This is a genomic window from Enterobacter sp. K16B, from assembly GCF_020216105.1.
In the GTDB taxonomy this organism is placed as follows: Bacteria; Pseudomonadota; Gammaproteobacteria; order Enterobacterales; family Enterobacteriaceae; genus Enterobacter; species Enterobacter sichuanensis.
In genome coordinates, this window is record NZ_JAIWJZ010000034.1 from 1 (window position 1) to 15,493 (window position 15,493).

A 15,493-nucleotide genomic window follows, 5' to 3' on the forward strand; every position below is an offset into this window, starting at 1 on the left:
GGCGTTGTGGGCGGTGATACGCTGGATATTTCTGTGCGGCTGGACGCCAACAGCCACGCGCTCATCACCATGCCCGGCGCCAGCAAGTTCTATCGCAGCAGCGGCCCACAGGCCTGCCTGAATCAGCACTTTTATCTCGATGATGGCTCCACGCTGGAGTGGCTGCCGCAGGACACCATTATCTTTCCCGGCGCCAATGCCGCGCTGCGTTCCGTCTTCCATCTGAAGGCCTCCAGTACGCTGCTGGCGTGGGAGTTGTACTGCCTGGGGCGTCCGGTAATCGGTGAGACCTTTAGCCACGGCACGCTGGAGAGCCGCCTTGAGGTGTGGGTCGACGACGAACCGCGCCTGATTGAGCGTCAGCATCTCAGCAACGGCGATCTCACGCCCGTTGCCGGGCAACCGTGGCTCGGCACGCTGCTGTTCTATCCGGCCAGAGAAGAACATCTCGACGCGGCGCGGGTGCTGCTCGCCCCACTGGATACGTTTGCGGGCGCCACGCTCACGGACGATCTCATGTCGGTGCGTTTTCTCTCCCACGACAACCTGATTTGCCAGCGGGTGATGCGCGACATCTGGCAGTCGCTTCGCCCGCTTCTCACCACCAAAACCGCCTGTTCGCCGCGTATCTGGCAGACATAAGAGAAACGTTATGGAACTGACCCCCAGAGAAAAAGACAAGCTGTTGCTGTTCACCGCCGCGCTGGTTGCCGAACGCCGCCTCGCGCGCGGAGTAAAGCTCAATTACCCGGAATCGGTCGCGCTGATCAGCGCCTTCATTATGGAAGGCGCGCGCGATGGCGAAACCGTCGCCGCACTGATGGAGGCGGGCCGCCACGTTCTGAGACGTGACCAGGTGATGGAGGGCGTACCGGAGATGATCCCGGATATTCAGGTGGAAGCCACCTTCCCGGACGGATCCAAGCTCGTCACCGTCCATAACCCGATCGTCTAAGGAGCGCGTGATGATCCCAGGTGAATACCAGATCAAGCCCGGTACTATCGCCCTCAACGTCGGGCGAGACTCCCGGCGTGTCATCGTCGAAAACCACGGCGACAGGCCGATCCAGGTCGGGTCGCACTACCACTTTTACGAGGTCAACCCGGCGCTGAAGTTTGACCGGGAAGCCACTAAAGGCTACCGGCTGAATATACCGGCAGGTACCGCCGTGCGCTTCGAGCCCGGCCAGAAGCGCGAAGTGACGCTGGTGCAGGTGACGGGCGCGCAGCGCATAGTCGGTTTTCGCGGTGAGGTAATGGGAGAGGTGAAAAATGGCTGAGATTTCGCGCCAGGCTTACGCCGATATGTTCGGCCCTACCACCGGCGATAAAGTTCGGCTGGCCGACAGCGAGCTGTGGATTGAAGTGGAAGACGATCTCACCGTCTACGGTGAAGAGGTCAAGTTCGGCGGCGGGAAGGTGATCCGCGACGGCATGGGCCAGGGGCAGATGACCGCAGACGACTGCGTGGATCTGGTGCTGACCAACGCGCTGATTGTCGATCACTGGGGGATCGTGAAAGCCGACATCGGCGTGAAGAACGGGCGGATCTTTGCCGTCGGCAAAGCTGGCAACCCGGACATTCAGCCCGGCGTCACGATCCCGATTGGCGCCGCGACGGAAGTGATCGCTGCCGAAGGGAAGATCGTCACCGCCGGCGGGATCGACACTCACATCCACTGGATCTGTCCGCAGCAGGCGGAAGAGGCGCTGGTCTCCGGCGTCACCACCATGATCGGCGGCGGCACCGGGCCCGCGGCGGGCACCAACGCCACCACCTGCACGCCCGGCCCGTGGTATATCGCCCGCATGCTGCAGGCTGCGGATACTCTGCCGGTAAACATCGGTCTGCTCGGCAAGGGCAACGGCTCAAACCCCGACGCGCTGCGAGAGCAAATCGCAGCCGGCGCCATTGGGCTTAAGATCCACGAGGACTGGGGCGCGACGCCTGCGGCGATCAACTGCTCGCTTGAGGTGGCAGAAGAGATGGATATTCAGGTGGCGCTGCACAGCGACACGCTGAACGAGTCCGGCTTTGTGGAAGACACGCTGGCCGCCATTGGCGGGCGAACTATCCACACCTTCCACACCGAAGGGGCAGGTGGCGGCCATGCGCCGGATATTATCACCGCCTGCGCGCACCCGAATATTCTGCCCTCCTCCACCAACCCGACGCTGCCCTACACGGTGAATACCATCGACGAGCATCTCGACATGCTGATGGTTTGTCACCACCTCGATCCGGATATCGCCGAGGATGTCGCCTTTGCCGAGTCGCGCATTCGCCGGGAGACCATCGCCGCCGAAGACGTGCTGCACGATATCGGCGCGTTTTCTCTCACCTCGTCAGACTCTCAGGCCATGGGCCGCGTGGGAGAAGTGATTATCCGCACCTGGCAGGTGGCGCACCGCATGAAGGTCCAGCGCGGCGCCCTGCCGGAAGAAAGCGGCGATAACGACAACTTCCGCGTGAAGCGCTATGTCGCCAAATACACCATTAACCCGGCTCTGACCCACGGTATCGCCCATGAGGTGGGTTCGATTGAGGCGGGCAAGCTGGCCGATTTAGTGGTCTGGTCCCCGGCGTTCTTCGGCGTAAAACCCGCCACCATCGTCAAGGGCGGAATGATCGCCTGCGCGCCGATGGGCGATATCAACGCCTCCATACCCACCCCGCAACCGGTCCATTATCGCCCGATGTTTGGTGCGCTGGGTGCCGCGCGCCAGGCCACGCGGCTGACGTTTGTCTCGCAAGCCGCTGACGCGCTGGGCATCCCACAGCAGCTCAACCTGCAGAGCGCCACCGCGGTGGTGAAAGGCTGCCGGACGGTGAAAAAGGCGGACATGATCCACAACGGTCTGCAGCCAAATATCACCGTCGATTCGCAAACCTATGAAGTGCGCGTTGACGGTGAACTGATTACCAGCGAACCGGCTGAGGTTCTGCCGATGGCGCAACGCTATTTCCTGTTTTGAGGAGTGATGATGATCTATTTAACCCAACGCCTGGACCATGCGCACCCGATTACCGCCAGCGTCACGCTGCCAATTGACGTGCGGGTGAAAAGCCGCGCCCGCGTGGCGCTGAACGACGGCCGCGAAGCCGGGCTGATGTTGCCGCGCGGTTTACTGCTGCGCGGCGGCGACCTGCTCAGCAACGACGACGGCAGCGAGGTGATCGAAGTGATCGCCGCCCCGGAGTCCGTCTCCGTGGTGCGCTGCGCCGACCCGTTCCTGCTCGCCCGCGCCTGCTACCACCTGGGCAACCGCCACGTGCCGCTCCAGGTGATGCCCGGCGAGCTGCGCTATCACCACGATCATGTTCTCGACGACATGCTGCGCCAGTTCGGGCTGGAGGTGACGTACGCCACGCTGCCGTTTGAACCGGAAGCGGGCGCGTATGCCAGCGATGCCCACAGCCATAGCCACTCTCACGCCCATTCACACTAAGGATTACTCATGCGCACGTTACTTCCCCTGTTACTGCTGGCCTTTTCAGTTCCCGCGCTCGCCCATCCTGGCCACGGCGCCGACAGCTTTCAGGCTGGTTTCTTCCACCCGCTGACCGGGCTCGATCATCTGTTGATGCTGACGGGCGCCGGCGTGCTTTCGGCACTGAGCGGCCGCAAACTGCTGCTGCCATTTGCCACCCTCGGGATGATGCTTGTCGGCGCCGTGGCGGGCAGCCTGCTCGGCGGATTTAGCGGCATGGAGATGCTGATTATCGCCTCGCTGGCGGTCTGCGGCGTGATGATGTTTAAAACCGAAAACCGCCTGCTGCTGGCGGTGCCAGCCCTGGCGATGTTCCACGGCTGGGCGCACGGCGTGGAGATGTCCGGCCATAGCTTCTGGCTCTTCACCAGCGGGTTTATGTTCGCCAGCGCGACCGTACTGTGCGCCAGTTTCGCCGCAGGCTTGCTGCTGCGCCGACACGACGGTCTGCGCAAAACCTTCGGCGGCGGGCTGATCGTCTCTGCCCTGCTGGCGCTGATGAGCTGATGGAGCATTCCCGCCAGTGGCTGCGCCTGATGCAGCTCGCCAGCAGCAGCCTGCCGGTCGGGTCATTTACCTGGTCGCAGGGGCTGGAGTGGGCCGTGGAAGCAGGCTGGATCACGGATGCCGACGCCTTTAAACGCTGGCAAACGCAGCAGATGGAGCAGAGCTTTTTCTGCGTTGACCTGCCGCTGTTTGTCCGGCTGTACCGGGCCTGTGAACAAGGCGACCTTGCGACAGCAAAATGCTGGACGGCTTACCTTCTCGCCTGCCGGGAAACCCGTGAACTGCGGGAAGAAGAGCGCAATCGCGGTGCAGCCTTTACGCGTCTCATTAAAAGCTGGGAGCCGGACTGCCCGGCCCGGTGGCAGACGCTGTTTATGCAGAGCCAGCTCTGCGGCATGGCGTGGCTCGGCGTACGCTGGGGCATTGGCGTGCGCGAGCTGGCCCTGAGTCTCGGCTATAGCTGGATTGAGAGCGCGGTAATGGCGGGCGTCAAGCTGGTGCCGTTTGGACAACAGGCCGCGCAGCAGCTGATCATTGCGCTGAGCGACCATTTTGCGGCCGGGCTTGAACAGGCTTTTTTACGTGGCGACGACGAGCTGGGGGCGGCAACGCCGCTTTCCGCCATCGCTTCTGCCCGCCACGAAACACAATATTCACGACTTTTCCGTTCCTGAGGAAGCAATATGGCTGATTACAAACATCCCCTGCGCGTGGGCGTGGGCGGCCCGGTGGGGTCGGGCAAAACCGCGCTGCTGGAAGCACTCTGCAAGGCGATGCGCGACACGTATCACCTGGCGGTGGTGACGAATGATATCTACACCAAAGAGGATCAGCGCATCCTGACCGAAGCAGGCGCCCTTGAGCCGGAACGCATCGTCGGCGTGGAGACTGGCGGCTGTCCGCACACCGCCATCCGCGAAGATGCTTCGATGAACCTGGCAGCCGTTGAAGCGCTGAGCGAAAAATTCGGCAATCTGGATCTGATCTTCGTTGAAAGCGGCGGCGACAACCTGAGCGCGACCTTCAGCCCCGAGCTGGCTGACCTGACGATCTACGTCATCGACGTAGCCGAAGGTGAGAAGATCCCCCGCAAGGGCGGGCCGGGGATCACCAAATCCGATTTTCTGGTGATCAACAAAACCGATCTCGCGCCGTACGTGGGGGCTTCGCTGGAGGTGATGGAGCGTGACACCAACCGCATGCGCGGCGAACGTCCGTGGACCTTTACCAACCTGAAAGCGGGTGACGGTCTGGCGACGATCGTTGCGTTTCTGGAAGAGAAAGGGATGTTGAAAGTGTAATGCGGAAAAAGCCTGGCAGGAGGCCAGGCTTCACGCGTTATTTACAGCTGTTTCCAGCACTTCCCTGTTCTCGCCATGCGCCCCACTGGCCGCCGGTTCCCGGCGTTTCCTGGCCCGGGTTGACATACCACTGGTTAAACCAGATTTTACCGTCGTACGAGACTTTGGTGCATTTGGTTGGATAGGCAATTTTGGCGTTGTAGGCCGGCGCCGCAGGTTTTACCGGTGTGTCATCTTTCGCTGGCGTATCGTCCTTCGGCGGCACCACTGGCTTACTGACCTTAATGGTCATGCTGTCGGTCGCGGTACGCCCATCCGCGCCGGTGGTGGTCAGGGTGTAGGTCGCCTCTCCCTCGCTGTTGGCAGGAATGACGGCATAGGCATGCGCGCTATCCACACTCTTGACCAGCGTGCCGTTCAGTTTTTCTTCCAGCGAGAAGGTTTCCGCCCCTTTCGTCACGCTCCAGTTAAAGGATGTGGCATTCAGGCTCTTGCTGCCGTCGAGCGGATAGGTACTTACGCCAGTCGTCGGGGAGACCATCGTATAATCCGCTCCCGCGGCGGCAGTTGGCGCCGGAGCGGCAGGCGTGCCGCCGTCTTTCAGCGCCATAATACGGGCAACCGCACGCTCCATATCCGGGAAGGTGCCAATCCTGGCCGAATCCCCGTTTGCCAGCGGCGTCCCGGTTTCCTGCAGAATCTGACGCATCTGCTTCGGCGTAACGGTAATCCCGTGCGCTTTTGCAATCCCTGACAGGCTCGCCACCACACCTGCAATGATGGGGTTAGCGGAGGACGTACCGGCAAATGAACGGGTGTAGTTATTGACGCCGTCTCTGTACAAATCGCCACTGCCGGTGGTCACCACGTCCCAGCAGCCCCACGCCGCGCTGGTCACACGTGAGCCATAGCTGCTGAAGTACGCTTTTTTGCCATCACTCGCACACATTGCGCCAACAATAATCGCGCCGGAATCCTTCACTGACAGATCAAATTTGCCGTTGTAAGCCGGATCGTCAAGGCTGAGGCCACCGTTACCTGCGGCAGCGATGACATATACCCCTTTATCGGTCAGCGCCTTAGTGATATCAAAGAAGGCTGGCTGCGCCTCCCACGGGTTATAACACTCTTTCGTGCAGCCAGCAGGTTTGGCGCTTTCGGCCTGCATACCCACCTGCACCACGTCGCCCGCTTTCAGCAGGGGGATCATGTTATAGAGATTGTTCGTCTGCCAGGCGGCATAACCCACCTTACTGTTCCAGGCAAAGCCGCGAATACCGCTGCCGATATCTTTCCCTGCCATAATCCCCACGGAAGAGGAGTCATGATCGCCACAGCCGGGTTTCCAGGTGCGGTCGCCCTGGCTCAGGGCCATCGCCGGTAAGTTAACGTGGCTGGTGTTCCAGGCGCAGTTTTCGGTGGAGATAATGGTAACGCCAGTCCCATCGCTACCGGCATAACCGCTAACGCCGTCGCGGTTAACCCCACCCATATAATAACCCGGACGTTTTTCCGCAGAGGATTTTAAATAATCCTGCAGGTTACGGAAATCAGGAACGGCAGTGGCGGTCAGCGTCGCATTTCCGGCGGACTGGCGTAAAAGCGGCGGCGTGGTATTATCATGCTGATATTCATCCAGCGAAACCGGCATGGCTTCCGCATACACTAATTCAACTTTTGGATTTTGTTCCAGCTCGGCAATCGCGTGGTTAATAAAGGCTTTATCCTGACTTTTGTTTTCAGGAATATCTATCCGCATATAGCGATCAAACCCGTAGGTAGCATCCAGTTTAGTTAATTCATCTGACTGGGTGCTACGAAGTTTATTGGAGCGAAACATTTTATTCGCCACTAAAGAGGGGTCGCCGAGCGTGAGCTCATCTGGCACCGTCGTGGTGGCGGTGTTTGTAGCTTTCAGCAGGGGCTTGCCGGGCTTAAGTTTTACGACGATAGCCGTATACGTGACGCCCTCCTGAGCGAACTCTACCTTTGTCGCTGCTTCAGCATACGCAGAGCTGGTTACTGCTGCGCAAATTAACAGTGAGAGAATACTTTTTTTCATTTGAGCCATTGTTCCTTTATGACATGTATACGCTTAATTGCTTTATTCAAACTGTATTAATGCTCATCACGGAACAATGAGAACCCTCTATTTAACGCTGAGAATTTTCTTTACAAAGCGTCACAAAAAAGAGATGAAATAAGTCAACCAGTCATGCAAACAAAAATACTTAAAAACAAATAATGGCAATAAAAATATCTTCCTGCATGTTTTACAGATAAAACCATCTCTCAGGTAAAATAATTTCAACCAGGACATATACGCGTATAACGCAAGAGGAACCTCCGTGACCGTCAAATTTGCCATTGCTGATGAAAATCCTATTTTTCGGCGGGGAGTGTACGCCATTATTGTGGATCAGCTGGCAACTAATCTGAGTCTTCACTCGCTTTCCTTTACTTTGGCGGGGGAAGCGGATGCAACATCAGCCCTGGTGGAGATGCTCGCGCAAGAAACGCCTGACATTTTGCTGCTGGGCTACCACCTGCGCACATCGCAGGGGCCACATCCTGCTTGCGGAGTGGACGGTCTGGCGCTGCTGAAGTGGATCACCCGTCAATATCCGCTGCTGAAGGTTATTATGGTTTCCCCCTACAGCAACCCACAGCTGATTCGCGCGGCGCTGAAAGCGGGCGCCCACGGCTACATTACCCGCAATGTCAGTGAAAAGCGGCTCATTCAGGCCCTGGTTACCGTGGCTGGCGGGGAGATGTATATTGAGCGCTCAACAATGAACGCCTTTTTCCAGTCAGGAAAGCAGAGCGCAGACGAGCTGTCGCCGCGTGAGATGGATGTGCTGCGCCTGCTGTGCAGAGGGTTACCGCTGGTGGCAATCGCGAGGCAGATGCATCTGAGCATCAAAACCGTCAGCGCACACAAACTTCGGGCGATGGAGAAATTACATGTCGCCAGCGACTGCCATCTTTATTGTCTGCTCACCACAACCCGGATGTTTGATATCGCCATCTGACATCCGGGTTTAGCGCCTTCAGGCCTCGGGCAGTTCCGCCAGCGGCCAGCGCGGACGTACGGAGACGCTGAGATCGGCGGTCGCCCCCGCGTTCAGACGCACCATCCCGGCGTAGGCGATCATCGCCCCGTTATCGGTACAGAATTCCGGACGCGCATAGAACACTTCCCCGCGACGTTTTTGCATCATCTCGGCCAGCTTCGCGCGCAGCGTGCGGTTGGCGCTGACGCCACCGGCCATCACCAGACGCTTAAAGCCGGTCTGATCCAGCGCGCGCTTGCACTTGATCATCAGCGTATCGACCACCGCATCTTCGAACGCGCGGGCAATATCGGCCCGGGTCTGCTCGCTGTCATCATTATTGCGGATAGTGTTGGCCGCGAAGGTTTTCAGCCCGGAGAAGCTGAAATCCAGCCCTGGCCGGTCGGTCATCGGGCGCGGGAAGACAAAGCGCCCTTCCGTTCCCTGTGACGCCATTCTGGACAGCATCGGGCCGCCCGGGTAATCCAGCCCCAGCAGTTTGGCGGTTTTGTCGAACGCTTCACCGGCGGCGTCGTCGATCGACTCGCCCAACAGTTCATACTTGCCAATGCCCGTCACGCTGATCAGCTGGGTATGCCCACCTGAGACCAGCAGCGCCACAAACGGAAACTCAGGCGGATTCTCTTCCAGCATCGGTGCCAGAAGATGCCCTTCCATATGGTGAACCGGAATGGCCGGCACATCCCACGCGAACGCCAGCGAACGTCCCACCGTGGCGCCAACCAGCAGCGCGCCAACCAGCCCCGGGCCTGCGGTATAGGCCACGGCATCAATATCGTTTGAACGCAACCCGGCCTCTTTCAACGCCGCCTGAATCAGGGGAACCGTTTTACGCACGTGGTCACGAGAGGCCAGTTCAGGCACGACGCCGCCGTAGTCAGCGTGCAATTTCACCTGACTATACAGTTGGTTGGCCAGAAGCCCTTTTTCGTCGTCGTAAATGGCGATGCCGGTTTCATCGCAGGATGTTTCAATACCCAGTACACGCATGACTTGTTTTACCTCGCTTCAATACCGCGCAGTGTAGGGCGAATGCGGGTTGATGTAAAACTTTGTTCGCCCCAGGACATCCGCTCGTGTATACTCTTCCCCCTTATAAAAGTCCCTTTCAAAATCGCTTCGGTGCTTTACAAAGCAGCAGCATTTGCAGTAAAATTCCGCACCATTTTGAAATAAGCTGGCGCTGATGCCAGCGGCAAACCGAATTTATTAAAGGTGAGAGTTACATGCCGGTAATTAAAGTACGTGAAAACGAGCCGTTCGACGTAGCACTGCGTCGCTTCAAACGTTCATGCGAGAAAGCAGGTGTTCTGGCTGAAGTTCGTCGTCGTGAGTTTTATGAAAAACCAACGACCGAACGTAAGCGCGCTAAAGCTTCCGCTGTGAAACGTCACGCGAAGAAACTGGCTCGCGAAAACGCACGCCGTACTCGTCTGTACTAATTGATTGAGGGCCAACGCCCTCAATTGACAGACAGAGTAATAGTCGTAAGGCCGTGCTTCCGGAAGGAATGCGCGGCTTGTTTTCGTTTATAAGTCGCTTAAATTTTGGGGCATATGGCCGGAAGAATCCCACGCGTTTTCATCAATGACCTGCTCGCCAGAACCGACATCGTCGATCTCATCGACGCGCGGGTAAAGCTGAAAAAGCAGGGCAAGAATTACCATGCGTGCTGTCCGTTCCATAACGAAAAAACCCCCTCCTTCACCGTAAACGGTGAAAAGCAGTTTTACCATTGCTTCGGCTGTGGTGCTCACGGTAATGCCGTTGATTTTTTAATGAACTACGACAAGCTCGAGTTCGTTGAAACCGTCGAAGAGCTGGCGGCGATGCATAACCTTGAAGTGCCGTATGAAGCAGGCAGTGGCCCAAGTCAGATCGAGCGCCATCAACGGCAAACGCTGTATCAACTGATGGATGGCCTGAATTCGTTTTACCAACAGTCTCTTAAGCACTCTGCGGCTGAGCCTGCGCGTCAGTATCTGAACAAGCGCGGACTGAGCGATGAGGTCATTGCGCGTTTCGCTATTGGTTACGCCCCGCCCGGCTGGGACAACGTGTTAAAGCGTTTTGGCGGCAATAGCGAAGATCGTAAGTCTCTTATCGATGCAGGCATGCTGGTCACCAACGACCAGGGACGTAGCTACGACCGCTTCCGTGAACGGGTGATGTTCCCGATCCGCGACAAGCGTGGCCGGGTGATTGGTTTTGGTGGTCGCGTGCTGGGTGATGCCCTGCCGAAGTACCTCAACTCCCCGGAAACCGATATTTTCCATAAGGGCCGCCAACTGTATGGCCTTTATGAGGCGCAACAGAACAATGCGGAACCTCCGCGTCTTCTGGTCGTCGAAGGGTATATGGACGTTGTTGCGCTGGCGCAGTACGACATTAACTACGCGGTAGCGTCGTTAGGAACGTCCACGACGGCGGATCATATCCAGCTGCTGTTCCGCGTGACCAACAACGTGATTTGTTGTTACGACGGTGACCGCGCAGGACGCGACGCCGCCTGGCGCGCGCTGGAAACCGCGCTACCCTACATGACCGACGGTCGTCAGTTGCGCTTTATGTTTCTGCCTGACGGTGAAGACCCGGATACGCTGGTGCGTAAAGAGGGCAAAGCGGCGTTTGAAGCGCGGATGGAGCAGGCTCAGCCGCTCTCCACGTTTCTGTTTAACAGCCTGATGCCGCAGGTCGATTTGAGTACCCCTGACGGGCGCGCGCAGCTCAGTACGCTGGCGCTGCCGTTAATCAGCCAGGTGCCAGGCGAAACGCTGCGTATCTATCTGCGTCAGGAGTTAGGCAACAAGCTCGGCATTCTGGATGACAGCCAGCTTGAACGTTTAATGCCTAAACAGGCTGAAAACGGCACGGTTCGCGCCGCGCCTCAGCTAAAACGCACAACCATGCGTATACTGATAGGGTTGCTGGTTCAAAACCCCGAGCTTGCGCCGCAGGTGCCGTCGCTGGCGGGTTTGGACCACGAAAAATTGCCCGGACTTGGCTTATTTTCAGAACTGGTCAACACTTGTTTGGCTCAGCCAGGTCTGACCACCGGACAACTTTTAGAGCATTATCGCGGTACAAAAGAGGCCGCTACCCTTGAAAAATTGTCGATGTGGGACGATATAGCTGATAAGGACATTGCAGAAAAAACGTTCACCGACTCACTCAACCATATGTTTGATTCGATGCTTGAGCTGCGCCAGGAAGAGTTGATTGCTCGCGAGCGCACACACGGTTTGAGCAGCGAAGAACGCCGGGAGCTCTGGATGATTAACCAGGAACTGGCGAAGAAATAAGTCAAAGACAAAAGTATTTAACGGCTTAAGTGCCGAATATCGATCGGGAAGCCCCCGGCAGCCGCACTGAGAGGCAGCGGCAAAAATATAAGTACGCCCTCGCTTTAAAGGTTGGCAGCCCCATCGCCGACACCAATCAAACGAATTAAGTGTGGATACCGTCTTATGGAGCAAAACCCGCAGTCACAGCTGAAACTTCTTGTCCAACGTGGTAAGGAGCAAGGCTATCTGACCTATGCCGAGGTCAATGACCATCTGCCGGAAGATATCGTCGATTCAGATCAAATCGAAGATATCATCCAAATGATCAATGACATGGGCATTCAGGTGATGGAAGAAGCACCGGATGCCGATGATCTGTTGCTGGCTGAAACCTCCAACAACACTGACGAAGATGCGGAAGAAGCTGCTGCACAGGTACTGTCCAGCGTGGAATCTGAAATCGGGCGTACGACTGACCCGGTCCGCATGTACATGCGCGAAATGGGTACCGTTGAACTGTTGACCCGCGAAGGCGAAATTGACATCGCAAAACGCATCGAAGACGGGATCAACCAGGTTCAGTGCTCTGTAGCTGAGTACCCGGAAGCGATCACCTATCTGCTGGAGCAGTACGATCGCGTTGAAGCGGAAGAAGCGCGCCTGTCTGACCTGATCACCGGTTTTGTCGACCCGAACGCTGAAGAAGATATGGCACCAACCGCCACTCACGTCGGTTCTGAACTGTCTCAGGAAGAGATGGATGATGACGAAGACGAAGATGAGGAAGAGAGCGACGACGACACCGCGGATGATGACAACAGCATCGACCCGGAACTGGCACGTGAGAAATTTGCCGAGCTGCGTACTCAGTACGAAGTGACGCGTGACACCATCAAAGCGAAAGGCCGCAGCCATGCCGCCGCTCAGGAAGAGATCCTGAAACTGTCTGAAGTGTTCAAACAGTTCCGCCTGGTGCCAAAACAGTTCGACTACCTGGTGAACAGCATGCGCGTGATGATGGATCGCGTACGTACCCAGGAACGCATCATCATGAAGCTGTGCGTTGAGCAGTGCAAAATGCCGAAGAAGAACTTCATCACCCTCTTCACCGGCAACGAAACCAGCGAAACCTGGTTCAACGCAGCTATCGCGATGAACAAGCCGTGGTCTGAAAAACTGCACGACGTGAAAGAAGACGTGTATCGCGGCCTGCAGAAACTGCAGCAGATTGAAGAAGAGACAGGCCTGACCATCGAGCAGGTTAAAGACATCAACCGTCGTATGTCCATCGGTGAAGCGAAAGCCCGCCGTGCGAAGAAAGAGATGGTTGAAGCGAACTTACGTCTGGTTATCTCTATCGCCAAGAAATACACCAACCGTGGTCTGCAGTTCCTGGATCTGATTCAGGAAGGCAACATCGGTCTGATGAAAGCGGTAGATAAGTTCGAATACCGTCGTGGTTACAAGTTCTCCACCTACGCAACCTGGTGGATCCGTCAGGCTATCACCCGCTCTATCGCGGATCAGGCGCGCACCATCCGTATTCCGGTGCATATGATTGAGACCATCAACAAGCTCAACCGTATTTCCCGCCAGATGCTGCAGGAGATGGGTCGTGAGCCGACGCCTGAAGAGCTGGCCGAGCGCATGCTGATGCCGGAAGACAAGATCCGTAAAGTGCTGAAGATCGCCAAAGAGCCAATCTCCATGGAAACGCCTATCGGTGACGATGAAGATTCGCATCTGGGGGATTTCATCGAGGATACTACCCTCGAGCTGCCGCTGGACTCTGCCACCACCGAGAGCCTGCGTGCCGCCACGCACGACGTGCTGGCCGGCCTGACCGCCCGTGAAGCGAAAGTACTGCGTATGCGTTTCGGTATCGATATGAACACCGACCACACGCTGGAAGAAGTGGGTAAACAGTTCGACGTAACCCGCGAACGTATCCGTCAGATCGAAGCGAAGGCGCTGCGTAAGCTGCGTCACCCAAGCCGCTCTGAAGTGCTGCGTAGCTTCCTGGACGACTAACCCAGGTAAACAGCAAAAAGCTCCCAATCGGGAGCTTTTTTTTGTTTATTGCCTCTCCCTGTGGGAGAGGGTCAGGGTAAGGGCATCAGGCCGCAGAGGATTAAAGCCCCCGCACCATCAGCGCCTCATCCAGCTCCCGATAGGCCTCTACCAGCTTGTCCAGCGTTGCCCTGTTGAGCCCGCTCGGATTCGGCAGCACCCACACCTGCGTCACGCCGATGGTGATAGCCTGCTTGCCCCACTGTGCCCCACGCTGGCTGAACGCCTGCTCGTAGGCCTGCTTACCGAGGATCGCCAGCGCGGCGGGCTGATAATCTTCAATCTTCTTGATCAGCTCCCGGCCGCCACTGCGCAACTCATGCAGGTTGACTTCACTCGCCTGTACCGTCGGGCGCTCTACCAGCATGGTAATGCCGCAGCGCGTATCCAGCAGGTGCTGTTCCTCTTCGGGCTTTAGTAACCTGTCGGTAAACCCGGCCTGATAGATCACCTTCCAGAAGCGATTTCCCGGATGGGCAAAGTGAAAACCGGTGTGCGCCGAGGACTTGCCCGGGTTAATGCCGCAGAACACCACCCGCAGGCCAGGGGCCAGAATATCGTTGATCATCGTTACTCCCGCTCAATACATCGTCAGGGAAGTATAAAGGATTGATTATGCATTGTTTATAAAAACAGCAGGCAGGTGTGAATGGCTGGATTGCTGAGGGGAGTTACTTTATAATTCACCGCCACGGCCCCTTAGCTCAGTGGTTAGAGCAGGCGACTCATAATCGCTTGGTCGCTGGTTCAAGTCCAGCAGGGGCCACCAAATTTTAGCTTTAAAAGCATATAATTAAGCCACTCATATGAGTGGCTTTTTTGTTAAGGGAATTGCGGGTGCCCCCTTTTTGTCCCCTCACTATTTTTTGCAGGCATCCGCCAGGCCGCATTCTGCATAGTAGTGCATGATTTTTTTATTATCCGCCTCTGATTTTTGCCGCTCCGTATGAAAGCAAGTAGCCGACTATCAATGCACCAACACACCCGGCGAACTTCATCCATGTGCTTTCAAACCAGAAGAATGACCCCATAGCAAAAATCACAGCCAGAAAGGTGATGGTTCCCTCAATTGCGTGGGACATTAACGATTTTACAAATTTCATTCTGTATTCCTTTGCAATCAATAGGGTGTCCTTCAATGAACACCAGGTAAGGCTCTAACTGCTGTTCAACGAGAAAGTAGACCATATCCAGATTCTCTTTTGACACCCTGGCGTATGTAGAGGGATATTTAGCTTTCATCCGTCTTGACGCTCTGGCTGACTCTTCGATGATTCCCTGAAACATCACTACGTTTAACGCTGCTGAAGCGCTGAACCGAATAAAATGCTTGTACGCCTGGTCAATCGCCAGACGGTTCAACATCAGACTTGCGGTTGTCTGTGCCAGAGCTATTTGCCCTGCTGTTCGCCCACCAACGCTCCCGGCTCCGTAACCCAATTTATTGTTTACGGCCTCTTTACCATCATCATTGAGTTTCTGATAGAACGACGTGAAAACGATAGTTATTAGTCTGCGTAATGGTGACTCAGCATTACCCAGGCTCTTGAGCATATAGAAAAAACGCTCCGTCTCAGCCTGGTTTCTTTGTTTACCGCTATCCCCAGCAAACCCGCTTCCCTCCCAGCTTCTTACAACACCCATGTAAGCTGTGTTTGGTATGGAGGAGATCCCATCGAGAATCCCTAATGCAACCTATTTAGCATCCATATCTCATCCGTATTGTTCTGAACCCGAACAAAGAATAACCAAAGCTCACGGGCGC

General features: G+C 56.5%; 16 protein-coding genes and 1 tRNA gene. 13 read left to right on the forward strand and 4 right to left on the reverse strand.

All coding sequences use genetic code 11. The annotated features are described in order from the left end of the window. The 8 genes from LDK53_RS08850 to ureG form a co-directional block, all read left to right on the forward strand. Window positions 1–642 (forward strand): urease accessory protein UreD (locus tag LDK53_RS08850; RefSeq protein ID WP_225285540.1); only part of this gene is annotated, 642 nt, incomplete at its 5' end. A gap of 10 nt (window positions 643–652) precedes the next feature. Next, a complete protein-coding gene (locus LDK53_RS08855; protein WP_025758533.1) occupies window positions 653–955 on the forward strand; it encodes an urease subunit gamma in 303 nt (100 codons plus the stop codon). Between the two features lie 10 nt (window positions 956–965). Then, entirely contained in the window at window positions 966–1,280 is a 315-nt protein-coding gene (locus LDK53_RS08860; protein WP_225285543.1) for an urease subunit beta, read from the forward strand. Then, window positions 1,273–2,976: an urease subunit alpha gene (gene ureC, locus LDK53_RS08865; protein WP_225285548.1), complete on the forward strand. Its 1,704-nt coding sequence runs from the start codon at window positions 1,273–1,275 to the stop codon at window positions 2,974–2,976. The genes LDK53_RS08860 and ureC overlap by 8 nt, the downstream gene beginning before the upstream one ends. A gap of 9 nt (window positions 2,977–2,985) precedes the next feature. Beyond that, on the forward strand, window positions 2,986–3,450 hold the full coding sequence (ureE, locus tag LDK53_RS08870; RefSeq protein WP_025758536.1) for an urease accessory protein UreE: 465 nt from the start codon (window positions 2,986–2,988) through the stop codon (window positions 3,448–3,450). A 9-nt stretch (window positions 3,451–3,459) separates the two neighbouring features. Further along, on the forward strand, window positions 3,460–3,999 hold the full coding sequence (locus LDK53_RS08875) for a HupE/UreJ family protein (RefSeq protein WP_025758537.1): 540 nt from the start codon (window positions 3,460–3,462) through the stop codon (window positions 3,997–3,999). Next, the gene (locus LDK53_RS08880) at window positions 3,999–4,673 is read left to right on the forward strand and encodes an urease accessory protein UreF (protein WP_225285550.1); all 675 of its coding nucleotides are present in this window, start codon (window positions 3,999–4,001) and stop codon (window positions 4,671–4,673) included. Before LDK53_RS08875 ends, LDK53_RS08880 begins: the two co-directional genes overlap by 1 nt. Before the next feature lie 9 nt (window positions 4,674–4,682). Further along, entirely contained in the window at window positions 4,683–5,300 is a 618-nt protein-coding gene (gene ureG / locus LDK53_RS08885; protein WP_045285924.1) for an urease accessory protein UreG, read from the forward strand. Between the two features lie 37 nt (window positions 5,301–5,337). On the opposite strand, the gene LDK53_RS08890 is transcribed toward ureG, so the two are convergent. After that, window positions 5,338–7,362 carry a S8 family serine peptidase gene (locus tag LDK53_RS08890; protein WP_225285552.1) on the reverse strand — a complete coding sequence of 675 codons (2,025 nt, stop codon included), beginning with the start codon at window positions 7,360–7,362 and terminating at the stop codon, window positions 5,338–5,340. 286 nt (window positions 7,363–7,648) lie between these two features. Here LDK53_RS08890 and LDK53_RS08895 point away from each other — a divergent pair, with 286 nt between their 5' ends. Beyond that, on the forward strand, window positions 7,649–8,332 hold the full coding sequence (locus LDK53_RS08895) for a LuxR C-terminal-related transcriptional regulator (RefSeq protein ID WP_225285554.1): 684 nt from the start codon (window positions 7,649–7,651) through the stop codon (window positions 8,330–8,332). Between the two features lie 18 nt (window positions 8,333–8,350). Here the strand turns inward: LDK53_RS08895 and tsaD are convergent, their stop codons facing one another. Then, the gene (gene tsaD / locus LDK53_RS08900; RefSeq protein WP_025758545.1) at window positions 8,351–9,364 is read right to left on the reverse strand and encodes a tRNA (adenosine(37)-N6)-threonylcarbamoyltransferase complex transferase subunit TsaD; all 1,014 of its coding nucleotides are present in this window, start codon (window positions 9,362–9,364) and stop codon (window positions 8,351–8,353) included. Window positions 9,365–9,600: 236 nt separating this feature from the next. On the opposite strand from tsaD, the gene rpsU reads away from it, so the two are divergent. The 3 genes from rpsU (at window position 9,601) to rpoD (ending at window position 13,689) form a co-directional block, all read left to right on the forward strand. Beyond that, window positions 9,601–9,816, forward strand: a complete 216-nt coding sequence (rpsU, locus tag LDK53_RS08905) for a 30S ribosomal protein S21 (RefSeq protein WP_001144069.1) — start codon at window positions 9,601–9,603, stop codon at window positions 9,814–9,816. A 114-nt stretch (window positions 9,817–9,930) separates the two neighbouring features. Next, a complete protein-coding gene (gene dnaG, locus LDK53_RS08910) occupies window positions 9,931–11,676 on the forward strand; it encodes a DNA primase (protein WP_225285556.1) in 1,746 nt (581 codons plus the stop codon). A gap of 165 nt (window positions 11,677–11,841) precedes the next feature. Next, the gene (gene rpoD / locus LDK53_RS08915) at window positions 11,842–13,689 is read left to right on the forward strand and encodes an RNA polymerase sigma factor RpoD (RefSeq protein WP_025758549.1); all 1,848 of its coding nucleotides are present in this window, start codon (window positions 11,842–11,844) and stop codon (window positions 13,687–13,689) included. A 100-nt stretch (window positions 13,690–13,789) separates the two neighbouring features. Here rpoD and mug read toward each other — a convergent pair whose 3' ends face one another. Continuing rightward, a complete protein-coding gene (gene mug, locus LDK53_RS08920; protein ID WP_025758550.1) occupies window positions 13,790–14,296 on the reverse strand; it encodes a G/U mismatch-specific DNA glycosylase in 507 nt (168 codons plus the stop codon). Window positions 14,297–14,421: 125 nt separating this feature from the next. Between mug and LDK53_RS08925 the strand changes: the two genes are divergently transcribed. After that, window positions 14,422–14,497, forward strand: a tRNA-Ile gene (locus tag LDK53_RS08925). A gap of 296 nt (window positions 14,498–14,793) precedes the next feature. On the opposite strand, the gene LDK53_RS08930 is transcribed toward LDK53_RS08925, so the two are convergent. Beyond that, the gene (locus tag LDK53_RS08930) at window positions 14,794–15,372 is read right to left on the reverse strand and encodes a hypothetical protein (protein ID WP_225285559.1); all 579 of its coding nucleotides are present in this window, start codon (window positions 15,370–15,372) and stop codon (window positions 14,794–14,796) included. Window positions 15,373–15,493 lie beyond the last annotated feature (121 nt).